Origin of the sequence: Novosphingobium acidiphilum DSM 19966 (genome assembly GCF_000429005.1) — a bacterium.
Classification (GTDB): Bacteria; Pseudomonadota; Alphaproteobacteria; order Sphingomonadales; family Sphingomonadaceae; genus Novosphingobium; species Novosphingobium acidiphilum.
This window is the reverse complement of sequence record NZ_AUBA01000019.1, coordinates 22,227-45,838: the sequence shown is the minus strand read 5'-3', so window position 1 is coordinate 45,838 and position 23,612 is coordinate 22,227. Positions and strand designations below refer to the sequence as shown.

General features: G+C 64.7%; 23 protein-coding genes. 13 read left to right on the top strand and 10 right to left on the bottom strand.

Going from position 1 to position 23,612, the window contains the following annotated elements:
• Positions 1–46 precede the first annotated feature (46 nt).
• Complete coding sequence (locus G404_RS0114875) at positions 47–1,201, top strand: GNAT family N-acetyltransferase (RefSeq protein WP_028641791.1); 1,155 nt, start codon at positions 47–49, stop codon at positions 1,199–1,201.
• A 1-nt stretch (position 1,202) separates the two neighbouring features.
• Here the strand turns inward: G404_RS0114875 and G404_RS0114870 are convergent, their stop codons facing one another.
• The 6 genes from G404_RS0114870 to G404_RS20950 all read right to left on the bottom strand — a co-directional run bounded on the left by G404_RS0114870 (position 1,203) and on the right by G404_RS20950 (position 7,441).
• Positions 1,203–2,768: an MFS transporter gene (locus G404_RS0114870; protein ID WP_156906316.1), complete on the bottom strand. Its 1,566-nt coding sequence runs from the start codon at positions 2,766–2,768 to the stop codon at positions 1,203–1,205.
• Positions 2,731–3,432, bottom strand: a complete 702-nt coding sequence (gene queC / locus G404_RS0114865; RefSeq protein ID WP_028641789.1) for a 7-cyano-7-deazaguanine synthase QueC — start codon at positions 3,430–3,432, stop codon at positions 2,731–2,733. Before queC ends, G404_RS0114870 begins: the two co-directional genes overlap by 38 nt.
• A gap of 36 nt (positions 3,433–3,468) precedes the next feature.
• Positions 3,469–4,374: an Hsp33 family molecular chaperone HslO gene (gene hslO / locus G404_RS0114860; protein WP_028641788.1), complete on the bottom strand. Its 906-nt coding sequence runs from the start codon at positions 4,372–4,374 to the stop codon at positions 3,469–3,471.
• Positions 4,374–5,300: an ornithine carbamoyltransferase gene (argF, locus tag G404_RS0114855; protein WP_028641787.1), complete on the bottom strand. Its 927-nt coding sequence runs from the start codon at positions 5,298–5,300 to the stop codon at positions 4,374–4,376. The genes hslO and argF overlap by 1 nt, the downstream gene beginning before the upstream one ends.
• Positions 5,297–6,490 carry an aspartate aminotransferase family protein gene (locus tag G404_RS0114850; protein WP_028641786.1) on the bottom strand — a complete coding sequence of 398 codons (1,194 nt, stop codon included), beginning with the start codon at positions 6,488–6,490 and terminating at the stop codon, positions 5,297–5,299. Before G404_RS0114850 ends, argF begins: the two co-directional genes overlap by 4 nt.
• A gap of 171 nt (positions 6,491–6,661) precedes the next feature.
• The gene (locus G404_RS20950; protein ID WP_028641785.1) at positions 6,662–7,441 is read right to left on the bottom strand and encodes a cold-shock protein; all 780 of its coding nucleotides are present in this window, start codon (positions 7,439–7,441) and stop codon (positions 6,662–6,664) included.
• Between the two features lie 317 nt (positions 7,442–7,758).
• Here G404_RS20950 and G404_RS0114840 point away from each other — a divergent pair, with 317 nt between their 5' ends.
• Genes G404_RS0114840 through G404_RS0114830 form a run of 3 tightly spaced genes read left to right on the top strand, consistent with a single transcriptional unit; the run spans position 7,759 to position 9,670 of the window.
• Positions 7,759–8,208, top strand: coding sequence for a protein tyrosine phosphatase family protein (locus G404_RS0114840; RefSeq protein ID WP_028641784.1), 450 nt, complete (start codon positions 7,759–7,761; stop codon positions 8,206–8,208).
• Complete coding sequence (locus tag G404_RS0114835) at positions 8,205–8,681, top strand: hypothetical protein (RefSeq protein WP_028641783.1); 477 nt, start codon at positions 8,205–8,207, stop codon at positions 8,679–8,681. The genes G404_RS0114840 and G404_RS0114835 overlap by 4 nt, the downstream gene beginning before the upstream one ends.
• A complete protein-coding gene (locus G404_RS0114830) occupies positions 8,678–9,670 on the top strand; it encodes a sterol desaturase family protein (RefSeq protein ID WP_051280770.1) in 993 nt (330 codons plus the stop codon). The genes G404_RS0114835 and G404_RS0114830 overlap by 4 nt, the downstream gene beginning before the upstream one ends.
• On the opposite strand, the gene wecC is transcribed toward G404_RS0114830, so the two are convergent.
• A complete protein-coding gene (gene wecC, locus G404_RS0114825; RefSeq protein ID WP_028641781.1) occupies positions 9,625–10,926 on the bottom strand; it encodes a UDP-N-acetyl-D-mannosamine dehydrogenase in 1,302 nt (433 codons plus the stop codon). The genes G404_RS0114830 and wecC overlap by 46 nt on opposite strands.
• Positions 10,916–12,052: a non-hydrolyzing UDP-N-acetylglucosamine 2-epimerase gene (gene wecB / locus G404_RS0114820; protein ID WP_028641780.1), complete on the bottom strand. Its 1,137-nt coding sequence runs from the start codon at positions 12,050–12,052 to the stop codon at positions 10,916–10,918. Before wecB ends, wecC begins: the two co-directional genes overlap by 11 nt.
• A 260-nt stretch (positions 12,053–12,312) precedes the next feature.
• On the opposite strand from wecB, the gene G404_RS19245 reads away from it, so the two are divergent.
• Genes G404_RS19245 through G404_RS19240 form a run of 4 tightly spaced genes read left to right on the top strand, consistent with a single transcriptional unit; the run spans position 12,313 to position 16,376 of the window.
• Positions 12,313–13,251, top strand: coding sequence for a DUF459 domain-containing protein (locus tag G404_RS19245; RefSeq protein WP_051280768.1), 939 nt, complete (start codon positions 12,313–12,315; stop codon positions 13,249–13,251).
• A 2-nt stretch (positions 13,252–13,253) separates the two neighbouring features.
• Positions 13,254–14,546 carry a GDSL-type esterase/lipase family protein gene (locus G404_RS0114810; protein WP_051280766.1) on the top strand — a complete coding sequence of 431 codons (1,293 nt, stop codon included), beginning with the start codon at positions 13,254–13,256 and terminating at the stop codon, positions 14,544–14,546.
• Between the two features lie 9 nt (positions 14,547–14,555).
• Positions 14,556–15,962 (top strand): MBOAT family O-acyltransferase, encoded by a 1,407-nt coding sequence (locus G404_RS0114805; protein ID WP_028641778.1) that lies wholly within the window; start codon positions 14,556–14,558, stop codon positions 15,960–15,962.
• Positions 15,963–15,971: 9 nt separating this feature from the next.
• The gene (locus tag G404_RS19240) at positions 15,972–16,376 is read left to right on the top strand and encodes a hypothetical protein (protein WP_036521604.1); all 405 of its coding nucleotides are present in this window, start codon (positions 15,972–15,974) and stop codon (positions 16,374–16,376) included.
• Here the strand turns inward: G404_RS19240 and G404_RS19895 are convergent.
• Positions 16,367–16,957, bottom strand: coding sequence for a cell wall hydrolase (locus tag G404_RS19895; RefSeq protein WP_051280764.1), 591 nt, complete (start codon positions 16,955–16,957; stop codon positions 16,367–16,369). The two genes, G404_RS19240 and G404_RS19895, sit on opposite strands and share 10 nt — an antisense overlap.
• 326 nt (positions 16,958–17,283) lie before the next feature.
• On the opposite strand from G404_RS19895, the gene G404_RS19230 reads away from it, so the two are divergent.
• Positions 17,284–17,754: a glycoside hydrolase family 73 protein gene (locus G404_RS19230; RefSeq protein ID WP_036521602.1), complete on the top strand. Its 471-nt coding sequence runs from the start codon at positions 17,284–17,286 to the stop codon at positions 17,752–17,754.
• Between the two features lie 18 nt (positions 17,755–17,772).
• Positions 17,773–18,516 (top strand): tetratricopeptide repeat protein, encoded by a 744-nt coding sequence (locus G404_RS19890; protein WP_028641777.1) that lies wholly within the window; start codon positions 17,773–17,775, stop codon positions 18,514–18,516.
• Between the two features lie 16 nt (positions 18,517–18,532).
• Here the strand turns inward: G404_RS19890 and G404_RS0114780 are convergent, their stop codons facing one another.
• Positions 18,533–19,522: an agmatine deiminase family protein gene (locus G404_RS0114780; protein ID WP_028641776.1), complete on the bottom strand. Its 990-nt coding sequence runs from the start codon at positions 19,520–19,522 to the stop codon at positions 18,533–18,535.
• An 80-nt stretch (positions 19,523–19,602) separates the two neighbouring features.
• On the opposite strand from G404_RS0114780, the gene G404_RS0114775 reads away from it, so the two are divergent.
• Genes G404_RS0114775 through G404_RS0114765 form a run of 3 tightly spaced genes read left to right on the top strand, consistent with a single transcriptional unit; the run spans position 19,603 to position 23,588 of the window.
• On the top strand, positions 19,603–22,341 hold the full coding sequence (locus G404_RS0114775; RefSeq protein ID WP_245584545.1) for a bifunctional [glutamine synthetase] adenylyltransferase/[glutamine synthetase]-adenylyl-L-tyrosine phosphorylase: 2,739 nt from the start codon (positions 19,603–19,605) through the stop codon (positions 22,339–22,341).
• Positions 22,322–22,795, top strand: a complete 474-nt coding sequence (locus G404_RS0114770; RefSeq protein WP_028641774.1) for a peroxiredoxin — start codon at positions 22,322–22,324, stop codon at positions 22,793–22,795. The genes G404_RS0114775 and G404_RS0114770 overlap by 20 nt, the downstream gene beginning before the upstream one ends.
• Positions 22,788–23,588: a ferritin-like domain-containing protein gene (locus G404_RS0114765; RefSeq protein ID WP_028641773.1), complete on the top strand. Its 801-nt coding sequence runs from the start codon at positions 22,788–22,790 to the stop codon at positions 23,586–23,588. Before G404_RS0114770 ends, G404_RS0114765 begins: the two co-directional genes overlap by 8 nt.
• Positions 23,589–23,612 lie beyond the last annotated feature (24 nt).

Genomic DNA, 23,612 nt, shown 5'->3' with positions numbered 1-23,612 from the left:
CGGGCGCGTTGGTCTTTGGCCATGAAACGGACGAAAAGGAACGGCTATGGGCGATCTGAAGATCGAGGCGATTTCAACCCCGCGAGAGCGCAAGGATTTCGTCGATCTGGCCTATCGCCTGAACGCCAATGATCCCAACTGGGTGCCGCCGCTGCATATGGAAGCGGTCGAACTGGTTACCCCGGGCAAGAACCCGTTTTTCGAGCACGCCGATGTCCAGTTTTTCCTGGCGCGCCGCGACGGGCGCATCGTCGGGCGGATTTCCGCGCATATCGACCGCCTGGCGGTGGCAATGGACCCCGGCCAGGGCATGGGACCTGGCACCGGCAACTGGGGCCTGCTCGAAGCCGAAGACCAAACGATTGCCCACGCCCTGATCGCACAGGCCGAAGCATGGTTGCGCCAGCACGGCATGACCCGCGTGCTGGCGCCGATGTCGATGTCGGTGTGGGAAGAACCGGGTCAGCTGACCAAGGGGTTTGACCATCCCCCCACGGTGATGATGGGGCATCAGCCCGAACGCTATAACGATTACATCCTGGCGTTGGGCGATTACACCCCGGCCAAGCAGTTGCTGACGTATGAACTGGACATCACCAGCGAATTCCCCCCGCTGATCCAGCGCATCGTGCAATCGGGCGAGAAAAATCCGCGCATCCGCATCCGCAATGTCGACAAGTCAAAGTTTGACACCGAAGCGCGCCTGATCCTCGACATTCTCAACGATGCCTGGTCGGACAACTGGGGCTTTGTCCCATTCACCGAAACCGAGATCAGCTATGCCGGCAAGAAGTTCAAACCGATCGTGCACAATGACCTGATCATGGTGGCCGAATACGATGGCGAACCGGTTGCCTTCATGATGACGCTGCCCGATCTGAACGAAGTGATTCAGCCGATGGGGGGCAAGCTGTTCCCGTTCAACTTTATCAAGCTGTTGATGTGGCTGCGCAAACCACGCGTGCGCACGATGCGCGTGCCACTGATGGGCGTGCGCAAGAAACTGCAATCGTCGCGCCTAGCCAGCCAGCTGGCCTTCATGATGATCGAATATATCCGCCGCAACGCGGTGGCGCGTTACGGCGCCAGCCGCGGCGAAATCGGCTGGATCCTGGAAGACAACCAGGGGATGGTGGCCATCGCCGATGCGATCAACAGCCACGTGAACAAGCAATACACGATCTACGAAAAGACGCTGTGATTTACCGTTCCTGTCGTGCGAGGTGCCGCCAGGCATAGGCCAGCGACACCAGCGCGACAGGAACCACCGCGACGATCGCGATCATCCCGGTCCACAGCGAATGCGTGGCCAGCGAAATGCGCCCTGCCGCATAAGGCCCGAGCGACAGCCCCAGCATCGACGCGCACAGGAAAAACGACGCGCTGGCCGTGGCCCGCAGCCGTGGCGGCACGACATTGACCACGGTGCCGGCCGAACTGCCAAGCGTTGCGCTCAACAGGAACCACAGCGGAAACACCCCGCAATAAAACACCGTGACCGAACGTGTGGTCATGATCACCGCCTCGGGGATTTGCGCCAGCACCATCATCGTCATGACAACCGCCACCCGCCGGGCGTGATGCAGCCCGCCCGACAGCCAATCACCCAGCCAACCCCCGGCAACAGTGCCCAGCGCCCCGCCGGCCGCAGCGCCACCGCCGACAAACAGCGCCACTTGCGCAGGGGGGGCATGGAATGTCTGGATCGCATAGAGCGGACCAAACGCGCTGGCCGAATAGGCCAGCGCGCACGACAAGCCATAGCCGACATTGACCCCGATCAGTGCCGGATTGCGCCAGATCTGCGCAAAGCCTGCGGGATCATCGTGGCGCATCGCCTGTGCCCATGACACGACCGCGTAGATGCCGGTGCCCAGCACGATCCACTGCACCTGATCGCCCAGCGCGCGCGTCAGGCAGACCGCGATCATTGCGATTGCCAGCAGCGCCAGGATATTGTTGCGCAATCCCGCCATCCCGCGCCGCCCCGCCGCCAGCAGCGTGAACGGCGGCACAATCGCCAGCACATCGCGGCCGAACGCGGCGAACGCATCAGCCTGGCTGGGATCGGGGGCCATCGCCGTGGCCTCGAACCGCCCCCGGCGCGGTTCGCGCAACGATGCCACCCACAGCGCCATGACCAGCCCCGGCAGGCCCAGGCCCAGAAACGCCGCCTGCCATCCGGCAATGCCCAACGGCGGCTTCGTTCCGGCAAAGGCGTGGTCCCAGGCATGGGCCAGACCGGTGCCGATCGACAGCGCCAACCCACCGCCCAGATAGATGCCCGACGTAAAGATCGCGATCACCGTTGCGCGCCGGCGCGGCGGGAACAGGTCGGACAGCAGCGAAAAGCCGCACGGGCCGGCGGTGGCTTCACCCACGCCCACACCGATCCGCGCCACGCCAAGCTGGGTGAAATTGCCCGCAAGCCCCGACAGCGCGGTCATCGTCGACCAGGTGGCCAGCCCCAGCGCCAACAGGCGCTTGCGCGACCAGCGATCGGCCAGCTTGCCCAGCGGAATACCGAACACCGAATAAAACACACCAAAAGCGGTGCCATAGAGAAAGCCGAACTGCGCATCGGTGATACCCAGATCGTGCTTGATGTCGGGTGCCAGGATCGTCAGCAGCTGCCGGTCAATGAAGTTGAGCGTATAGACCAGCACCAGCACGACCAGCGCATACCAGGCATAGCCTGTGCCCGGCCCGCCTGTATCACTGGGTTGCGTTTCAGCCGTCGGCGCCGTTTTCGGCGTAGATTGTTCCATCCTCGATCCCCGCTTCGGCAAACCCTGCACGGCGCAACCGGCAGCTGTCGCACAACCCGCAGGCCTGGCCATCGGGCAAAGGATCGTAACACGACCAGCTTTCCCCAGGCTCAAGCCCCAGCCGCACTGCTTCTCGGGCAATGTCGGCTTTTTTCAGAAATTGCAGCGGGGCGTGGATCGTCACCGATCCGCCGCGATCGCCATAGGCCGTCGCCACGCGGGCAAGCTGTTCAAACCCGCCGATGAATTCGGGACGGCAATCGGGATAGCCCGAATAATCCAGCGCATTGACCCCGATAAAGATGTCGGCAGACCCGGCCGCCTCTGCCCAGGCCAACGCCAGCGACAGGAATACCAGATTGCGCGCAGGGACATAGGTTACCGGAATTTCGGGCCCCACCCCATCCTTGGGCACGGCAATGTCGTCGGTCAGCGCCGATCCACCAAAGGCACGCAGATCGAGCGGCAGCACGACATGGCGTTCGACACCCACGCGCGCCGCCACTTTGCGCGCCGCATCGAGTTCGATCCGGTGCCGCTGGTTGTAATCGAAGGTCAGTGCCAGCACGGCAAAGCCCTGTTCGCGCGCCAGGGCGGCGCAAACCATCGAATCGAGCCCCCCGGACAAGAGGACCACCGCGCGCCGCTGTTTGTTTGCCGTCATAATCTGGTGGCTAGCGACGACCGAACCCTTTGGCAATCACGTCAGATCATCAAACAGAATATCGAAGGTGCGCGAACAAAACGCGCAATCGACCACGATTGCTCCGCGTTCGTCGACCATTTCGCGCCGCTCCGCGGTGCCGAACCGGGCCAGCACCTGGCGGTAATAGTCGCCGGTGCAGCGGCATCCACGCACCAGCGGCGGCCCACGATCGGCGCGCACCTCCTGTTCTTCGTGAAACAGGCGCCAGATCAGTTGTTCAAGCGACAAGGCCGGGTCGAGCAGTTCATCGCGGCGCACCGATCCGCCCATGATCGCCATATGGTCCCACTCGGGATGATCGAGCCGCGCATGCAGGCGTTCGCGCCCTTCTTCACCCTCGGGCAGGTGTTGCAGCAAAAGACCTGCCGCGACCGCGTTCGGACCCGAACAATCGACCGCGACACGGATCAGCGTCGGCACCTGTTCGGACTGGAAGAAATAGCTTTCGCAGGCCTGCGCCAGCGTTTCGCCTTCCAGTGGGACGATCCCCTGATAGCGTTGCCCGCTGCTTGCCAGATCGAACGTGACCGCCAGAAACCCGTCGCCAAACAGCGCGTGGAGCGAAGGATTGGGCCCCAGTTCGTCCAGCCGCGCGCGATCATGGCGCACATAGCCGCGCAATTCGCCCGCGCGATAGTCGCAGACCAGCAGGTCGACCACGCCTTCGCTGTTCTGCGCCTGCAGGGTCAGTTGGCCATCATCATCCTTCAGCAACGATCCCAGCAACGCCGCCAGCACCAGCGCCTCGGCCAGCAGATTGCGCAGCGATGCAGGATAGGCATGCGCGCCCAGCACCGTATCGAGCACCGGGCCCAGCCGCACCACGCGTCCGCGGGCATCGCGGTGCGGCACGGTGAAAAACAGCGTCTGGTCAAATCCGGTTGCGTCGTGGGTTGCCATCAGATCTGTCCAAAGGTCCAGCGCAGGATCGCCTTTTGCGCGTGGATACGGTTTTCGGCTTCGTCCCACACGACCGAGGCGGGGCCATCGATCACCGCATCGGTAACCTCTTCGCCGCGATGCGCAGGCAGGCAATGCAGGAACAGCGCGTCGGGCTGCGCATGGGCCATCAGCGCGGGATTGACCTGATACGGCGCCATTGCGGCCAGCTTTGCCTCGGCGTGGGGCTGCCCCATCGACACCCAGGTGTCGGTCACCACGACATCGGCCCCGCCCACCGCCGCCGCCGGATCGCGCTCGATCGTTATGCGCGCGCCCAGGCTGCGGGCACGGGCGATGAATGCCGGATCGCTGTCATAGCCGTCGGGCACGCCGATGCGCAGATTGAACCCGGTCAGGCCCGCCGCCTCGACAATCGAATTGAGCACATTGTTGCCATCGCCCAGCCAGGCCCATTCCAGCCCCGCCAACGATTTGCCGTGTTCGATCACGGTTTCCAGGTCGGCGACGATCTGGCACGGGTGCGACAGGTCGGTCAGCCCGTTGATGACCGGCACCGTTGCATGGCGCGCCAATTCCTCGACCTTGGCATGGTCATCGGTGCGCAGCATGATCGCATCGGCCATGCGGCTGAGCACACGCGCGGTGTCGGCGATCGATTCGCCCCGCCCCAGCTGGGTCGACCCCGCCTCAAGGATCACCGCGCTGCCACCCAGCTGGCGCATGGCCACGTCGAACGACACGCGCGTACGCGTCGAATTCTTTTCGAACACCATGGCCAGCACGCGGCCGGCCAACGGCGCATCGGCATCGACCTGGCCCTTGGGCCAATGCGCACGCGCCGCCTTGCGCGTGACCGCGTCGTGCAGGATGGCGTCGAGCGCCTCGGCGCCGGCATCGGACAGGTTGAGGAAATTCCGGGTCATGCACCATTGCCTTTGGCCGCATAGCTGGCGGTGCCGGCCGACAGCTTGTCCATGAATTCGTCGATATGGCTGTCGTCGATCACCAGCGGCGGCAAGACCCGCATCGTCTGATCGCCCGCCGCAACCGCCAGCAACTGGTGATTGTCGCGCAGATGCGCAACGAACGGACGCGGTTCGATGCGCATTTTCAGGCCCAGCATCAGCCCTTTGCCGCGCACCAGTTCGAACATGTCGGGATAATTGCCGATGAACTGTTCCAGCCGCGCGCGCAGCCGGGCGCCGGTGGCGCGCACAGTTTCAAGAAACGCCGCGTTGCCGACCACGTCGAGCACCGCCCCGGCTGCCGCCATGGCCAACGGATTGCCGCCATAGGTGCTGCCGTGGGTGCCGAACACCATGCCGCGCGCGGCCTGTTCGGTTGCCAGGCACGCGCCCAGCGGAAAACCGCCGCCAAGACCTTTGGCCGTCGCCAGGATGTCGGGATTCACGCCATATTGCTCATAGGCATAGAATGTACCGGTGCGCGCCACGCCGCATTGCACTTCGTCAAAAATCAGCATCAGGCCATGCGTGTCGGCCAGCGCGCGCAAGCCCTGGATAAAGGCGTCAGAGCCATCGCGGATGCCGCCTTCGCCCTGAATCGGTTCGACCAGGAACCCGGCGGTGTGCGGGCCGATCAGCGCCTCGGCCGCAGCCAGATCATCGAACGGTGCATATTTGAACCCCGGCAGCAGCGGCATGAAGCCCTTGTGCATCTTGTCCTGATCCGACGCGCTGATCGTGGCCATCGTCCGGCCGTGAAAGGCGTTGTTGAAGGTGATCAGTTCGTAGCGGTCGGTGTTGCCGGCATGCTGGTGATAGGCGCGCGCGGTCTTGATCGCGCATTCAACCGCCTCGGCCCCCGAATTGGTGAAGAACACGGTGTCGGCAAAGGTCAGATCGACCAGCCGTTGCGCCAGCTCTTCGCCCTGCGGGCTGCCATAGAGGTTTGACACGTGCATCAGCGTGGCGGCCTGACGCTGGATCGTGCCGATCAGGTGTTCGTTGGAATGGCCCAGCAGATTGACCGCAATGCCGCTGGCAAAATCGAGATAGCGCGTGCCGTCTTCGGAAATCAGATGGCAATGGTCGCCGCGCACCGGACGCACGCCGCACCGGGGATAAACGGGCATCAACGGGGTGATCGTCATCGTCAAAACTCCGAAAAATTCGCAACCGATATAGACGGCATCGTGGGAAAATCATCGACGCCAGAAGCGAAACGACAAATGGCGGCCCCGCGAAGGGCCGCCATTTGCACGCGTGTCATGTTTTGCTGTTATCCGATCAAGCTGACCGGAAGGACAGGGCAATCAACTGCATCAGCCCTGGCGCGGCACCAGGTTGACCGCAGAATACTTGCCTCGTCGATCGACTTCGAGGTCGAATTCCAGCTTGTCACCCTCGTTCAGCTCGCGCATCCCGGACCGTTCTACTGCACTGATGTGCACGAACGCATCGGGCTGCCCGTCGTCGCGGGTGATAAAGCCAAAGCCCTTCATGGCGTTGAAGAACTTGACCGTGCCGGTGGCCTTTTCGCCGGTCAGCTCACGCTGCGGGGTTGCCGCCTTGGCCGGAGCTGCGATCACGTCGCCCAGAACCTGCAGATCGGCCGCGGAAATCTTTCCGCCGCGATCGACCAGGTTGAATTCCAGCTGCTGACCTTCGGCCAGACCTTCAAGCCCGGCGCGTTCGACCGCGCTGATGTGCACGAACACATCTTCGCCGCCGTCTTCACGCTGGATGAAACCGAAACCCTTTTGCGCGTTGAAGAACTTCACCACGCCCTTGCCGGTACCGACAACTTGTGCGGGCAGACCACCGCCGCCGCCGCCGCCGCCAGCGCCGCCGCGGGGACCGCCGAAGCCGCCACCACCACCGCCGCCGCGCGGGCCGCCGAAGCCGCCACGATCACCGCCGCCGAAACCGCCACGATCGCCGCCGCCAAAGCCGCCGCGATCACCGCCGCCGAAACCACCGCGATCGCCACCGCCAAAGCCTCCACGGCCACCGCCGCCGAAGCCACCGTAGGGATCGAAATTGTCTTCGCCGAAACCGTCGCGCTTGTCGCGTCCGCGACGCCGCCCTCTATCAAAACCCATAGAAATCAATAAACCTTGTTTCCGCTCCAGCGTTCCTCGGCACCGCAAGCCGGACGCGGGAGCCGGCGGCACGACACGGAAACCTTGCACGTCACGAAGGCGGGCTTGGTCCATTGCAAGCTGACTATACCCGACAAAAATCCGAATCGAAAACGGAATCGACGCAAAAACCGGTTTTGCTGTACAAAGTGTGACATCCTTGCCGATGAATCATGGCTTTACCACATCTGCACCAAGAGTTCCCTTATGCCCGCAAACAGCGTAGTTGCAGGCCGGATCACGCCTGCCAGTATCCGCAACAAAGGTCCTGCAATCTCATGTTTCGCACACTTGATGACCGTCTTCTGGTTGCCGCGCAGATCGATGTCGCAGATGTGGCTGCGGCAAAGGCACTGGGCGTGGGCCTGATCGTCAACAACCGGCCCGAGGGCGAATCGGACGACCAGACACCCGGCGATGCAATCGCCGCCGCGGCCGCCGCGGCCGGCATCGATTATGTCGCCATCCCCGTCGGCCATGCCGGGTTTTCGCTCAACCAGGTCACCGCGCTCGATGCCGCGCTGCAGGCTGCGGGCGATGCCCCGGTGCTGGCCTATTGCCGTTCGGGCACGCGTTCGACGCTGTTGTGGGCGCTGACGATGGCGCGCAGCGGCATGCCGCCGCACGAAATCGCCGCCAAGGCAGCGGGCGCAGGCTATGACGTTTCACCGATTCGCGCCCAGATCGACATGCTTGCCGCATCCGGGGGGCGCGGGTCGGCAGCATGAGCGCAAAGGTTGTCGAAGTGGTCGGCGCGTTGCTGGCCCGACCCGGTATCGGCCCGGCGCTGGTGATCGGCGCTGAAACGCTGGTGTCGCTGGTGATGGTCTGGGCGTTGTATGGCTTTGCCCGGCTGCTGGGTCTGGGTGGCGATGTGCGGATCGAAGACGAAGACCACGCCGCGCAATTGGCCGAGGCCGCCGTGCCCGGCTTCGTTGCCGAAGAGGTGACACTCGACCGTGCGCGAATCGGTGCGCTGGTGCGTGATCGCGCGGGCCGTGTCTTGCTGATCCGTCGCCACGGCGCACGCTTTGTCGGCACCGAAGTCACCTCGCACGCCGGCATCCGGCTCGATCGCCATTCGCTGACCCTGGAAACCGGTGATCGCCGGTTTGGCGCGTTGACCATCGATCTGGGCGCAGATGCCCAGATCTGGGCCGCCAGCCTGCGCCGGCTTGGCGCCATGGAGCATGCCGCATGATCCTGCCCTCGCTTGCCGATATTGCCCGACGCGCTGCCACCGACGGACTGGACGTGGTGCCCTTTGCGGTGCCGCTGTTTGTGGCGACAATCATGATCGAGATGGTCTGGGCCGCGCGCAAGGCGCCCACCGCCTATGAACCGGGCGATACGCTGACCTCGTTGTTGATGGGTCTGGGCAGCACGGTGGCCGGCGCGTTGGTCGCAGGGCTGATCGCGCTGGGCGCGGGGTGGCTCTATGCCCACCGCGTGGCGACGATACCGGTGCTGTGGTGGACCTGGATCGGCGTGTTCGTGCTCGATGATTTCAATTATTACCTGTTCCACCGCACCGCGCACCGCGTGCGCTGGTTCTGGGCAAGCCACATCAACCACCATTCCAGCCAGCACTACAATCTGTCGACCGCGCTGCGCCAGAGCTGGACCGGGTTTCCCGCACTGTCGTTCGCATTCCGCATCTGGCCGGCCTTCATCGGCGTCGCGCCCGGCATGCTGCTGACCGTGGGCGGGATCAACCTGGTCTATCAGTTCTGGGTTCATACCGAAGCAGTGGGGCGCATGCCGCGCTGGTTCGAAGCGGTGATGAACACACCATCGCACCACCGCGTGCACCACGCCACCAATCCGCGTTATCTCGATCGCAACTATGCCGGCGTGTTCATCGTGTGGGACCGCCTGCTGGGCACCTTTACCCCCGAACGCGACGATGATCCCGTGCGTTATGGCATCGTCCACCAGCTGGGCACGTTCTCGGTGCTGACCGTCGCGTTCCACGAATGGGCCAGTATCGCGCGCGACCTGTGGCACGCGCCGTGGCGGGCCAAAGCCGGCTATCTGCTGCGTGCGCCGGGCTGGAGCCACGACGGCAGGCGCGATACCTCGGACATGATCCGTGCGCGCTGGCAGGCGGGACACGCCGAAGACCAGGGCGATCCCGGCGCGGATCAGCTCGCCAGCCGCAACCCCGCCGCCACGCCATCGGCGGGTTGATCGGGCCAGATGCCGCGCGTGTCATAGACCGCTTTGCCCGCGCGTTCGGCCAGCGGCACCACGCGGAACAGGTCATGGTCGACCAGCACGATCAGCACGTCGCAGGTTTCCAGCGCGGCATCGATGTCGATCAGGCTGGCGCCGGTGTCGGTGAATTCGACCGGCAATTGCGCCGCATAGGGTTCGACAATGTGGACGCGCGGGCCAAAGCGGCGGGCGATACGCGCGGCGACAAAGCGCGCCGGGCTTTCGCGAAAATCGTCGATGTTGGCTTTGAAAGCCAGGCCAAGGCAGGCAATCCTTGCACCGGGATTGGCCTCGATAATCGTAACGGCATGGTCGATGACGTGGTGCATCTTGGTATCGTTGACGCCGCGCGCGGTGCGGATCAACGGGGTGTCTTCGGGTGCGCCATGGACGATGAACCAAGGATCGACGGCAATGCAATGGCCGCCGACGCCGGGCCCTGGTTGCAGGATATTGACGCGCGGATGGCGGTTGGCCAGCCGGATCACTTCCCACACGTCAAGCCCCATGCGATCGGCCACAATCGACAATTCATTGGCAAAGGCGATGTTGACGTCGCGATAGGCGTTTTCGACCAGCTTGGTCATTTCGGCCGAACGCGCGTCGGTGGTGATGCAGGCCCCGCGCACAAAGCGTTTGTAGAACGCCAGCGCCTTGCGCGCGCAGCGCGGCGTGATCCCGCCGATCGAACGGTCGTTGTTGGCCAGTTCTTCCAGAATGCGGCCGGGCAGCACGCGTTCGGGGCAATAGGCGATCGCCACATCGGGGGTTTCGCGGGTTTGGCCGGGAAATTTGAGATCGGGCCGCAGGCCTGCCATCAGGTCGCGCATCGCCTCGGTCGTGCCCACCGGCGATGTTGATTCAAGGATCACGGTATCGCCCGGCTTGATCACCGCGGCGACTTCGGTGGCGGCGGCCATCACGTAGGACACATCGGGCGTGTGGTGGCCGTCCCTGGCAAAGGGTGTGGGCACCGCGATCACGAACACTTCGGCGGGTTCGATACGGGTCGATGCACGCAGCAGGCCCCGCTGCACCACCCCGCGCACCAGACCGTCAAGATCGACTTCCTCGATATGGATGTCGCCGCGGTTGATCGTGTCGACCACGTGTTGCGTGACATCCAGGCCCAGCACCGGGCATCCGGCGCGCGCGATGATCGCCGCAGTGGGAAGACCGATATAGCCAAGCCCGACAACGCAGACTTGTGGTTTTGAATCACCCTGCATTGGCTATCAGCTCCATGATGCGTTGCGCGGACGTGCCATCGCCAAACGGATTGTGCGCGCGTGCCATTGCGGCATAGGCATGCTTATCGTCGAGCAGCGTGAAAATTTCGGAAACGATGCGCGCCGGATCGGTGCCGACCAGCCGCGCGGTTCCGGCCACCACGCCTTCGGGGCGTTCGGTGGTTTCGCGCATGACCAGCACCGGCTTGCCCAGCGCAGGGGCCTCTTCCTGCACGCCGCCGCTGTCGGTCAGCATGATGTCGGCAATCGCCAGAAGACGCGCAAAATGCGGATAGTCGAGCGGTTCGATCAGCGCGACATTGTCAAGCCCGGCCAATTCCGCATCCATGACCCGGCGCACATTGGGATTGGGATGGACCGGAAAGATCAGCGCCACATCCGTTCGCTGTGCAATCGTGCGGATGGCGCTGGCGATCGATTGCAGTCCCTGCCCGAAATTTTCGCGGCGATGGCTGGTTACGCCGATCACGCGGCGCCCGGCAAAGCGTGTTTCCAGATCGCCAAGACCACTGGCCAGCGCTGGCTCGGCGGCGATCCGCGCGGTCACCCATTGCAGCGCGTCGATCACGGTGTTGCCCGTCACATGGATGGTGGCAGGTGCAACGTTTTCGGCGCGCAACGCCGCCGCCGAGGTTTCGGTGGGGGCAAAATGCAGCGCGGCGATCGTGCCGATGATCTTGCGGTTCACCTCTTCGGGCCAGGGGTGATAAATGTCGTGGCTGCGCAGGCCCGCCTCGACATGGGCAACGCGGATCTTGCGGTAATAGGCGGCCAGCGCGCCGGCCATGGCCGTGGCAGTATCGCCCTGCACCACGACCCAGTCGGGCTGCACGGTGTCCATCACCCGGCCCAGCCCGGTCAGCAGCGCGGCGGTCAGTCCGTCAAGCGTCTGATCGGGCCGCATCAGATCCAGATCATGGTCGGCCACGATTCCGGCGATCGCCATCACCTGATCAAGCATGCCGCGGTGCTGCGCCGAAATGCACACATGCACGGCAAAGCGCGGATCGGCGCGCAGGGCGTGGACCACGGGAAACATCTTGATCGCTTCGGGCCGAGTGCCAAAGACGATGAGAACGGTCTGTCGGGCCGGGCTATCGGTCATGCACCGCCCCTAGCCCGGCAAGGTTAACGGCCTGATAATCGCCGACACTTTTCGGGCCGAAAACACCCGCGGACGCACGCTTCAAAAACCCTTGCGAAAGGGGTGGCGAGCAATTAGCCGTTTACCATGCAACCAACCCGAACCCGGCGATTGTCGCCGGTTTTTTTCATCTGAAAACTGGACACAATGGCGGATCAACTTGCCGGGCATTCACGTCGGGACAATTGCCATGGCGATGCCGCAATCGGTTTGCGCGGTTGATGCGGCCGGGTGATCTGATCGATCGCGGTGCGGTGCTGTTCATCGGCATCGCGGTGGGCGCGGTGCTGCTGCTGGCGTTTCAGACCGATGGCAAGCCGCTGGCCCCGCTGTTGTCCGGCGGCACCGACAAGGTTGCGGATCTGCCACCCCCGGCCACAGCGCGCCGCACCAGCGCCACCAAAGGATCGGTGGCGCCCGATTGCCATGACGATTTTCCGTTTTCGCGCAATGTTCTGGCCGGTCTGCGTGCAAACCGGCCGCTGCGCATCGGCGTACTGGGCGACAGTTTCGGCGAAGGCGTGTGGGCTGCGACCAACCAGCATTTCCACGCCACCCGCGATTTTGCGGTCTATCGCATGTCGAAAGAGGCCACCGGCTTTACCCGGTATCGCAGCCTCGATCTGCTGCAGGATCTGAAATCCCGGCTGGAAAAACAACCGATCGACATCGCCCTGATCGATTTCGGCGCCAACGACACCCAGGGCATCTGGCAGGACGGCAAGGGCGCTGCCTATATGTCGGCGCAGTGGCAGAAATCGATCGGCGATAAAGTTTCGGCCTATGTCGGCTATTTGCGCGATCGCGGCGTGGCGATCGGCTGGGTCGGCCTGCCGCGCATGCGCCGCAGCGCGTTCGACAACGACATCCAGGCGATGAACGGATTTTACGCAAGCCTGATGTGCAAGCTGCACGTGCCGTTCGTCAATCCGGTGCGGGCAAGCGAAGATGCCGGTCACGGCTTCGCCAAGGAACTCGTCGATCCCGAAACGGGGCAAAGCTATCTTGCCCGCGCCGACGATGGCATCCACATGACCTTTCACGGCTATGAAGTGATTGCGCGCCCCCTGCTGCAGCGCATTGCCGTGCTCGCCACGCCGAACCAGGACGAAGCCGACAACGCCACGTCGGGCAGCGATCAGGTCGGCGGAAGGAATTGACGATGCGGCGCCTTGCGCACCTGCGGCTGGCCGCAATGCTGCTGACGGCCGGCCCGGCCTGCGCGCAGACCATGCCCGATGCACCCGGGCCCGCCTATGCGCCGGCGCATCCGCTGGGCAGCGAACTGGTCAATGCCCGGGCGCTGGCGCCTTTTCTGGCAAAACTGACGCAGGCCGCGGCATCCACCCCGCCGCTGTCGATCGTGCAGATCGGTGACAGCCACACCGCGGGCGACATGTTCACCAACGGCTGGCGCAAACGCTGGCAGGCCGAATACGGTTCGGGCGGACGCGGCACGAGCGCGGTCGGGCGGCCGTACCAGGGATACCTGACCTGGGGCGTGACCGCGCGGCAAAGCCCCGAATGGATGACCAATGCCCTGTTTGGCAAGGCGCGGGTTGCCAACGGCGCGCTGCTGGGCCTGTCGGGTTTCACCGCCACCGCCGCGCACGCCGGTGCCTGGTTGCAACTGCGTGCCGACGGGCCGGACTTTACGTTCGACCAGTTCGGTCTGTGCGGGCTGACCGGACCCAACCAGGGCAGCGTGCGCATCACCCTGACCCCGGTCAGCCCGGGTGCTGTCCAAACCACAAGCTTATACAGCTTTGCCGCCGCGGTGCCTGGATCCGCCTGCTTCAACCTGGCCGCCCCCACGCCGTCGAGCGCGGCCGCGATCACCACGCTTGACGATCGACCGGTTCAGCTGACCTCGTGGTCAAGCACGCGCAGCGCGGGCGGGGTGATCGTGTCCAACCTGGGGGTCGTCGGCGCGCGGCTGGCCCATTTCACGCGCAACGACGATCAGGTGCTGGCGCTGGAACTGCGACAGGCACGGCCCGATCTGCTTGTGGTGGCGTTTGGCACCAATGAAGGGTTCGATCCGTCGCTGAAACTCGATGAGGCCGAAACGGTGTTGCGCACCCAGATCGCCCGGCTTCGCCGCCTGATCGGTCATGATGTGCCGATCCTGCTGATCGGCCCGCCCGATGCGGCGAGCAACCGTCCCGAAGTGGCGCTGCCCGGCATGGCCGAAACGGTGAATTGCGGCAGCGGGTGGTATGTTCCGGGCAACCTGGCACGCGTCCGGCAATTGCAGATCCGCCTGGCGCAGACGCTGAACCTTGGCTTTTGGGACTGGCAATCGGCGATGGGCGGGCCCTGTTCGACGATGGCCTGGGTCGCGCAGGGGCTGCAACGCGGCGATCACGTGCATTTCACCGTGGATGGCGGCCGACTGATGGGCAACGCGCTGGCCGCCGATCTCGACCGGGCCCGCGCGAACCCGGCCTTGTAACGCGCAGCCATGCTGTTTCCGACACTGATCTTTCACGTCTTTTTCGTGATCGTGTTCCTGATCAACTGGCTGCTGCTGCGCCGTGCCGGGGACTGGCGGCTGATCATGCTGCTGGTCGCGTCGTGGATATTCTATGGCTGGTTCGACGCGCGCTTTGTCGTGCTGTTGCTGGCCAGCGCCTGGCTCAATTGGGCGGCCGGGCGGCTGATCGTGGCGCAGCCGCACCGTGCCCGGCTGTGGCTGATCCTGGGGGTGTGGAGCAATCTGCTGATCCTGGGCTTTTTCAAATACTATGGCTTTTTTACCGAAGCGGCCAATGCATTGCTGGTCGATGCGGGCTGGCATGGCGCGTTTCGCCCGCTCGATATCATCCTGCCGGTGGGCGTGTCGTTCTTTACGTTCCAGGGCATCAGCTATGTCGTCGATGTGCGCAACGGTCGCAGCCAGCCGGCGCGCCTGCTCGAACTGACTTTTCTGATGAGCTTTTTCCCGCATCTGGTGGCAGGGCCGATCGTCCGCCCGGCACATCTGTTGCCGCAATTGCGCGAACCGCCGCACATGAGCCGGCGCATGGCAGCGGCCAGCCTGGTGCTGATCGGGTGGGGCCTGATCAAGAAGGCGGTGATCGCCAACGAACTGGCAATCCATCTGGTCGATCCGGTGTTCCGCGACCCGCAGGTGCATTCCGCCGCCGACCTGATGATCGCATCGTATGGCTATGCCATCCAGATCTATTGCGACTTTTCGGCATACAGCGACATGGCGATCGGGCTTGCCGGGCTGTTGGGACTGCGGTTTCCGCGCAATTTCAATCAGCCCTATCGCGCGTCATCGTTGCAGGATTTCTGGCGGCGCTGGCACATCAGCCTGTCGACCTGGCTGCGCGATTACCTGTACATTGCGGTGTTCGGCGGTTCGCGTCACCGCCTGCTGGGCACGTGCGCGGCGGTGTTCGGCACGATGGTGCTGGGCGGCCTGTGGCACGGGGCACGGGTGAATTTCGTGATCTGGGGCGCGCTGCATGGCGCGATGCTGGTGGCTGAACGGCTGTGGAAACTGGTTCGTCCGCAGGCACTGCCGGTGCTGCCCGTGTGGGTCCGCACGGTGTTCACATTCCACGTTGTCACGCTGGCCTGGATTTTTTTCCGTTCGGCGCGGTTCGACGACGCGATGGCCATTGTGCACCGGATCATCGCGCTGGAGCCTGGCAAGTTCATCGCATCGCCCTGGACCGTCGGCATGATCGCGATCGGCATGGCCTGCCAGTTCGGCCCGCAACGCGCGCTGGAACGGATTGGCCTTGCGCTGGCGCGCGTGCCGTTCCTGGGGGTGGCGGCGCTGGGTACTGCGGTGTTGCTGGTGGTCGAAGGCTTGCGCGGCGCAGGCGTTGCGCCATTTATCTATTTCCAGTTTTAGGAACGCGCCATGGATCATGTCCTGCCCTGGGACGCATCGCCCATCGATCTGCCGGGTGACGCGCCGCAGGTGGTGCATGAACCCGATGGCAGCACCGATCTGCCTGCGCCAAGGCCCAGCGGGGTGGGCTGGACCGTCGGTGCGGTCGCCACCAGTTCGCTGATGTTGCTGGTGTTCAATTCGCACGCGCTGGCCAATTGGGCCGATCAATTGCCCGTGGCGCCGCTGACCGCACCGCTGGTGACGATGGCCGACGACTGGCATTCCCGTGCCGGACAGCTGGGCCTGAACGATGTGGTCAGCCGGGTCGAACGGGCGGCTGCGGCCATGCGCGATGCGCAATGGCCGCAGCCGTTCGGTCAAACCCGATCAGCCGATCCGGCACAACGCCCGGCAACGGGTGATCAGCGGTAAAAGACCTGATTTTCGATCTGGGCAACGCGCACCCGGCCCCGCATCGGATGGCCGGCGGCGCGGAAAAACAGCGCGCCGGGCACGACATCCTCGCCGCCGCCTTTCAGCGTTTCGGTCGCGACGGCCACGGCATTGGTCCACGTCGCGCTGGTGCGCGCCGGGGCATAGCGGTCGACGTTGAAGAACTGGCCGCGCTGCTTGACGATCTGGCAGACATCGCTGCCGGTGCCGACACGCTGCAAACGGGTGCGAATGACCTGTGCCACCGCAATCTGCCCACGGCGGCCCTGGTTGCCGGCTTCGTGAACAATGACTTTGGCCATGCATTCCACCTGACGCCGGTCGGGTTCGGCGGCGGGCGTCATCGCCTGCACCGCGCCGGTCGTTGCGGTATCGGGGGTGTGGCTGTCGGGGGTGTGATTATCGGGTGTGATCGGTGCGGCGGCAGGAACCGTCGCGTCTGTTGCAGGGGTTTCCAGCTTCGGATCCGCAGCCTGTGCGTAGCTGGCTGGATAAAGCCCTGACCCGAATGTGGCAACAGACAGGGGCAGCAAAAGATAAGGCACAATTAAACGCTTCATTCCAACAATTCACATCGGCGCAAGGTCGGCTGGCAGACACGAAAATACCAATATGCGTGTGTCTGCAGACTTCCCCACGTCTTACCGTCAACGGGCCCATCGAATCATCGGCACACGCATCAAGTTGCCCAGGCGGGTAGGTAATGCGTCCAAGCCGAGTCAAACGCTGCACGGCGAAATCACCCAAAACCGGGACGAACGGCAGCGTCGACACGGTCCCTCTTGGCCCCGTCGGATGCACCGCGATCCGATTTCGCGCGCCTGGCTGGCATCCACCGGCCCGCGCATGCCGCTTGTGGCGCGCGCTTGCACGGAGCGCTTTGACAATGACCCCCACCCCCCATCCCGTTCCTGATCCGATCGTCGCCGCGGCCCGGACGGCGGACCGTCAGTGGCACATTCCGGCCAGTGTCAGCCTGGCCCAATGGGCGCTCGAATCCGGCTGGGGCGCGCATATGCCGGGCAACAACCCGTTCGGTATCAAGGCAATGCCCGGTCACGCGGTGCAACGCTTTGCCACCCACGAATCGATCCACGGCCATCTCGTGCCCTGCGAACAGCGCTTTGCCGCCTTTGCCAGCCTGGACGAAGCGTTCGATTGCCACGCCCGCCTGCTGGCCACGGCACCGGTGTACCACGCCGCGTTTGCGGCGTTGCCCGACACGCGCCGGTTCGTCGCGCTGATGGCCCCGCATTATGCCACCGCCCCCGATTACGCGGCAAAAATCCTGGCGGTGATCGACAGCGCCGGGCTAGACCGATACGATCGCACCGATGGCGCTGCTGCGCCGGGCTGAAGCGACAGGGGGTGAGCCATGCTGACCATGATAATCGCCATGATGCTGGCAGGCGCCGATTCCGCGCCTGCCGCCGCCACCACGCCCGATCAGACCGACCAGATCATCAAGGCGGTGATGGCGCAGGTTCGCGCGGGCCAGAACGACGTTGCACTGGCCGCGCTCGACCCACTGGCCGCAGAGGTGAACGCGCGCCGCGCCAAATTCAAAGGCGCCGCGTACTGCCCGCAATCGCAGGCGGACGGATTGCTGTTTTTGATGCGCGCTGCGAAAAATGGCCCGTCCGCCATCCTTATCCCGTCAAGCGATTGTTCGGTGCTGTTCATGCGCGCGTATGTGCTGGAAAATCTGCACCGCCTGCCCGAAGCCGTTGCACAGTTGCGCGCGCTGATCGACCTGGAGCCCGATTTTCCGCATGTCTGGCTCGAATATGCCGCTGCGCTGCGCCAGACCGGCGATCTGAAAACCGCGCTGGCGACATATCGTCATGCCGCAGATCTGGCCGCGACCCGGAAAAATTATGCGCTGGATCAGGCCGCAGCCTTGCGCGGCGTCGGCTACGTGCTGACCGAACAGAACGATCTGGATGGCGCAGAAGAAGCCTATCGCCAAAGCCTGGCGCTGGCGCCGGGGCACCCGGTCGCACTCAACGAGTTGAACTACATCGCCAAATTGCGCGCAACCGGCACCAAGACCCAGTCGCAAACGATGAAAAGCAACATCGACCCGGCCAAAGTGCCGGTCAATGTGGCCGGGCAATAGACGGGTCCAGGCAGGCCTAGGCGGCCGGCAACTGCTGGCTGGAACAGTGGAACCCGCCGCCACCGATCAGCACGGCATCGGCCATCAGCCCGATCGTGGCACGGCCAGGAAACAGCGCGGCGATCGCGGCCACGCCATCGGCATCATGGACCGAGCCAAAGATCGGCACGATGACCGCATGCGTGGTGATGACGAAGTTCATGTAGCTGGCCGGCTGTACCGTACCGTGCCACTCGATCCGTCCCGGCGATGGCACTTCGATCACCGTTATGCCGAAATCGGCGGCCCGCGCCGCAGCATCGGCATAGATCGTGGCATTGGGATCATCCGCACCGGTGGCCCGCGGCACAGCCAGCCGGTTGGGGGCCACAAAACGCGCCAGATTGTCGACATGACCGTCGGTGTGGTCGTTGATCAGGCCATCACCCAGCCACAACACGCGATCGAACCCCAGATCGCGCGCCAGCCGCAATTCCAGATCATCGCGCGACAGCTGCGGATTGCGATTGGGATTGAGCAGGCATTGTTCGGTCGTCGCGACCAGCCCGGTGCCGTCACCATCCAGCGCCCCGCCCTCAAGCACCCAGTCGCCACGCCTGGGCGACAGCCCCGCGCCGGCTGCCAGATCGGCGCCGATCGTCTGATCGCCAGGCATCAGGTATTTGCCGCCCCAGCCATTGAAACCGAACAGTTGTGCCTTGCGCAAAACGCCGTCCGTGACCACCAGCGGCCCGGTGTCGCGCAGCCACACATCGCCATAGACACAAGTGTCCAGAACCACCTGATCGCTGGCCAGCTGGCGCGCGCGTGCCGCATTGGCGGCATCACGCACGATCAGGTGCACCGTCTGCCCGGTCGCCGCCACCGCGCTGGCAAAGGCGGCAATCTGTTCCTGCGCGCGATCGATCACACCCGACCATTCGTCGGCCAGATGCGGAAACCCGATCCACAACAGATCCTGCGCGTGCCATTCGGGGGGCATCCGAAATCCGCCATTGCCGGTCATCACGTGCACCTTTCGTCCAATCGTTCGGCGCGCCCCTAATCGGTTTTGACGCAGCGCACCAGTTCAACCGCGGCTTGATCATGGGCGCTGCGCGGCGCACAGGATCAACCATGACCCCGTTCAGCCACGCCCTGCAGCGCGCCCGTGACCATGCTCCGTTTCTGGCGCGCGCGCTCGATCGGCGGCCCGATCTGGCGCAATTGCTGGAACAGGGGCAGATTGACGCAGCGCTGAACCACAGCGCGGACGGGCGCAGCGACGATATTGGTGTGGCCTTGCGCCGCGAACGATTGGGGCTGAGCCTGGTCGTGGCGATCGCCGATCTGGCAGGCGCGTGGGATCTGGGCCAGGTTACCGGCGCCCTGTCGGCGTTTGCCGATCGTGCGCTCGACGCTGCGATCGGCGCAGCGATCCGCCGACGCGTGCCCGATGCCGAAAACACCGGATTTTCAGGTATCGCGCTGGGCAAACAGGGCGCGGGCGAACTGAATTATTCGTCGGACATCGATCCGATCCTGCTGTTCGATCCCGACGCCCTGCCCCGGCGCGATCGCGACGATCCGGCTGATGCGGCGCAGATGGTGGCGCGCAGGATCGTCGAAATCCTTTCGACGATAACCGCAGACGGCTATGTCTTTCGCGTCGATCTGCGGCTGCGCCCGCAATCCGAAGTAACGCCGCTGGCGCTGTCGTTCGATGCCGCGATCACCCATTACGAATCGAGCGCGCTGGCGTGGGAACGCGCGGCCTTTATCCGTGCGCGCGCGGCCAGTGGCGATATCGCGCGTGGGCAGGCGTTTCTCGACACGATCCGGCCGTTTGTGTGGCGCCGCAGCCTGGATTTTGGCGCGATTGCCGAAATCGGCCGCCTGACCACGCGTATCCGCGATCATTACGCGGGTGGCCAGGCGGTCGGCCCCGGCTATGACCTGAAACGCGGGCGCGGCGGCATTCGCGAGGTCGAATTTTTTGCCCAGACGCACCAGTTGATCCACGGCGGACGCAATCCGTCGCTGCGGCTGCGCGGCACGCGCGCCACGCTGGATGCGCTGGCCGCAGCCGGGATCATCGCCACCGCAGATGCAGACACATTGGGCGATGGCTATGACCGGCTGCGCACGCTTGAACACCGGTTGCAGATGGTTGCCGATCAGCAGACGCACAGCCTGCCGCACGATCGCGATGCGCTCGACAATGTCGCCCGGCTTGACGGCCTGCGCGATGGCGCGGCGCTGGTGGCGGAACTGGCCGATATTTCCGAGGCGGTGGGCACCCGGTTCGACGCGCTGATTGCCGCATGGGCGCCGCGCGGCGCGGTGGCGGTGACCGAACGCCCGCTCGCGCAGGAACTGGCCGAGCTTGGCTTTGCCGAACCCGAAGCACTTGGTGCCCGGATCGAGGCATGGAACAATGGCAGGTTCCGCGCGCTGCGCAGCGAAGCCGCACGCGAAGCCTTTGCCCGCATCCGCGGCCCGCTGTTACGCGCGCTTGCCGCCGCCCCCGATCGCAATCGCGCGCTGGTCCGCTGGGAACAATTGATCGAACAACTGCCCAGCGCGATCAATATCTTTCGCCTGCTTGAAGCGCGGCCGGCGCTGTTTGACGTGGTCATGCGCATTTTGGCCCACGCGCCCACGCTGGCCGATGCGCTGGCGCGGCGGGCCGATCTGCTTGACGCGCTGATCGACCGGAGCGCGTTCGATCTGCCCGGCAGCGTGCCGGCGATCACGACGCGGCTGGCGCGTACCGAGCGCGGCGACGATTACCAGTGCCTGCTCGATGCGGTGCGTCGTCGCGTGGGCGAAATGCGCTTTGCGCTGGGTGTGCAACTGATCGAACAGGCCAACGGCGCGCGCGATATCGCCGCCGCGCTGTCGCGCGTGGCCGAAGCGACAATCGGCGTGCTGGCGGCGGCAACCGAGGCGGAATTTGCCGCCACATATGGCACCGTACCCGGCAGCCGGCTGGTCATCCTGGGGCTGGGCCGGCTGGGCGGCGGCGCGTTGACCCACGCCAGCGACCTGGATCTGGTGTTCCTGTTCAGCGGCGATTTCGCGCAGGAATCCGACGGTGCGCGGCCACTGGGCGCCACACTGTATTATGCGCGGCTGGTGCAGCGGGTGTCGGTGGCACTGTCGATCCAGACTGCGGCGGGCGCGTTGTACGACGTCGATACACGGCTGCGTCCATCGGGCACGCAAGGGCCGATCGCGGTCAGCCTGGACAGCTTTGCCCGGTACCAGACGCACGAAGCGTGGACCTGGGAACACATGGCGTTGTGCCGCGCGCGCCCGGTCTATGGCAGCGATGACGACCGCGCCGCGCTTTGTGCGATCATCGATCGCGTGTTGCACACGCCGCGCGATCCGCAGGTGCTGCGCGCAGACGTCTTGAAAATGCGCGGCGAGATGGCGCGGCACAAACCGCCCAAGGGACCGCTCGATGTCAAACTGGCGCGCGGCGGTCTGGTCGACGCCGAATTCATCGTGCATTATCTGCAGCTGCGCGAATGCACCGCGTTTGATCCCGATGCGGGCCTGGCGCTGACGGCGCTGGCCAATGCCGGCCTTTTGCCGCATGCCGTGCGCGACAGCCATGATCTGCTGGCGCGGTTGCTGGTCGTGGTGCGCCTGGTTGCCCCCGATGGTGCCTATCCGCCGCCGGCCAGCCGTGGCACTGTTGCTGCCGCGTGTGGCGCGCGCGACTGGGACAGCCTGCTTGCCGCCATCGCCGCCGCGCGCTGCACGATTGCCGCCGCGTGGCAGACCGTTTTTGACGAACCGCTGGAGATATCGAGCCATGACACTTGCCCCGGGTGAAACCCTGCCCGACATCGCGCTGATCAGCCCCGATGGCGAACCCGTGCGCCCGTCCGATTTTGCCGGGAAAAAGCTGGTGCTGTTTTTCTATCCGAAGGATGACACCCCGGGCTGCACCACCGAAAACAAGGATTTTTCCACGCTGGCCGACCGCTTTGCCGCATCCGGCACGGTGCTGCTGGGCATCAGCAAGGATACCCCGCAAAAGCACCAGCGGTTCATCGACAAGCACGGGCTGAAATCTGCATTGGCAACCGACGCCGAAACCGGCGGACTGTCGGATGCGCTGGGCATCTGGACCGAAAAATCGATGTATGGCCGCAGCTATATGGGGATGGAACGCACCACCATCCTGATCGGCAGCGATGGCCGGATCGCGCGGATCTGGAACAAGGTAAAGGTCAAGGGCCACGCCGCCGAAGTGCTGGCCGCGGCAACCGCACTGAATGCCTGAACCGCGCCGCAGCGTTGCGCACGCCATCCGCGACGCGATCCTGACCGCCGACCCGCGCGCCAAGGCCATGGCCACGCGCGAGGTGGCGCGCGCCTGGGGGTCGGGCAAACTGGCCCCGGCGTTCGACGTGGCCATGCCCGACGCGCCTGCGCGCCCGTCGCGGCCCGAACTGCTGCCCCCAAGTGCCATGCCCAAACGCGGGCGCGGCGGATCGGAACGCGGGCGCATCGCGCTGATCCACGCGCTGTGTCACATCGAATTCGTCGCGATCGATCTGGCGCTTGATGCCGCCGGGCGGTTCGGCGGCGAACGGGGGGCGGATTTCGTCACCGACTGGCTGGGCGTGGCCGCGGACGAGGCGATGCATTTTGCCCTGCTGGCACGGCGGCTGGTTACGCTGGGCAGCGCATACGGCGCGCTGCCCGCGCATGACGGATTGTGGGATGCCGCGCGCGAAACCGCGCACGATGTGGCAGCACGGCTGGCGGTGGTGCCAATGGTGCTCGAAGCGCGCGGGCTTGACGTGACGCCGATGACGATCACCCGGTTCGAAGCGGCAGGCGATCTGCGCACCGCGCGCGTGCTGCAACGAATCCTTGACGACGAAGTGCGCCATGTCGGGCTGGGCACCACCCATTTCACCAAAGTGTGTCTGGAACGCGGGGATTCGCCGCCATCTGCCTGGCAAACGCTTGTCGCCCGCCACTTCCGGGGCGCCATTAAGCCTCCGTTCAACGACTCGGCGCGTCGATCAGCCGGTCTGTCGTACGATTTCATGAAGGGGGTTGCCTGATCGCAACACTTGCCCCTAACCCCT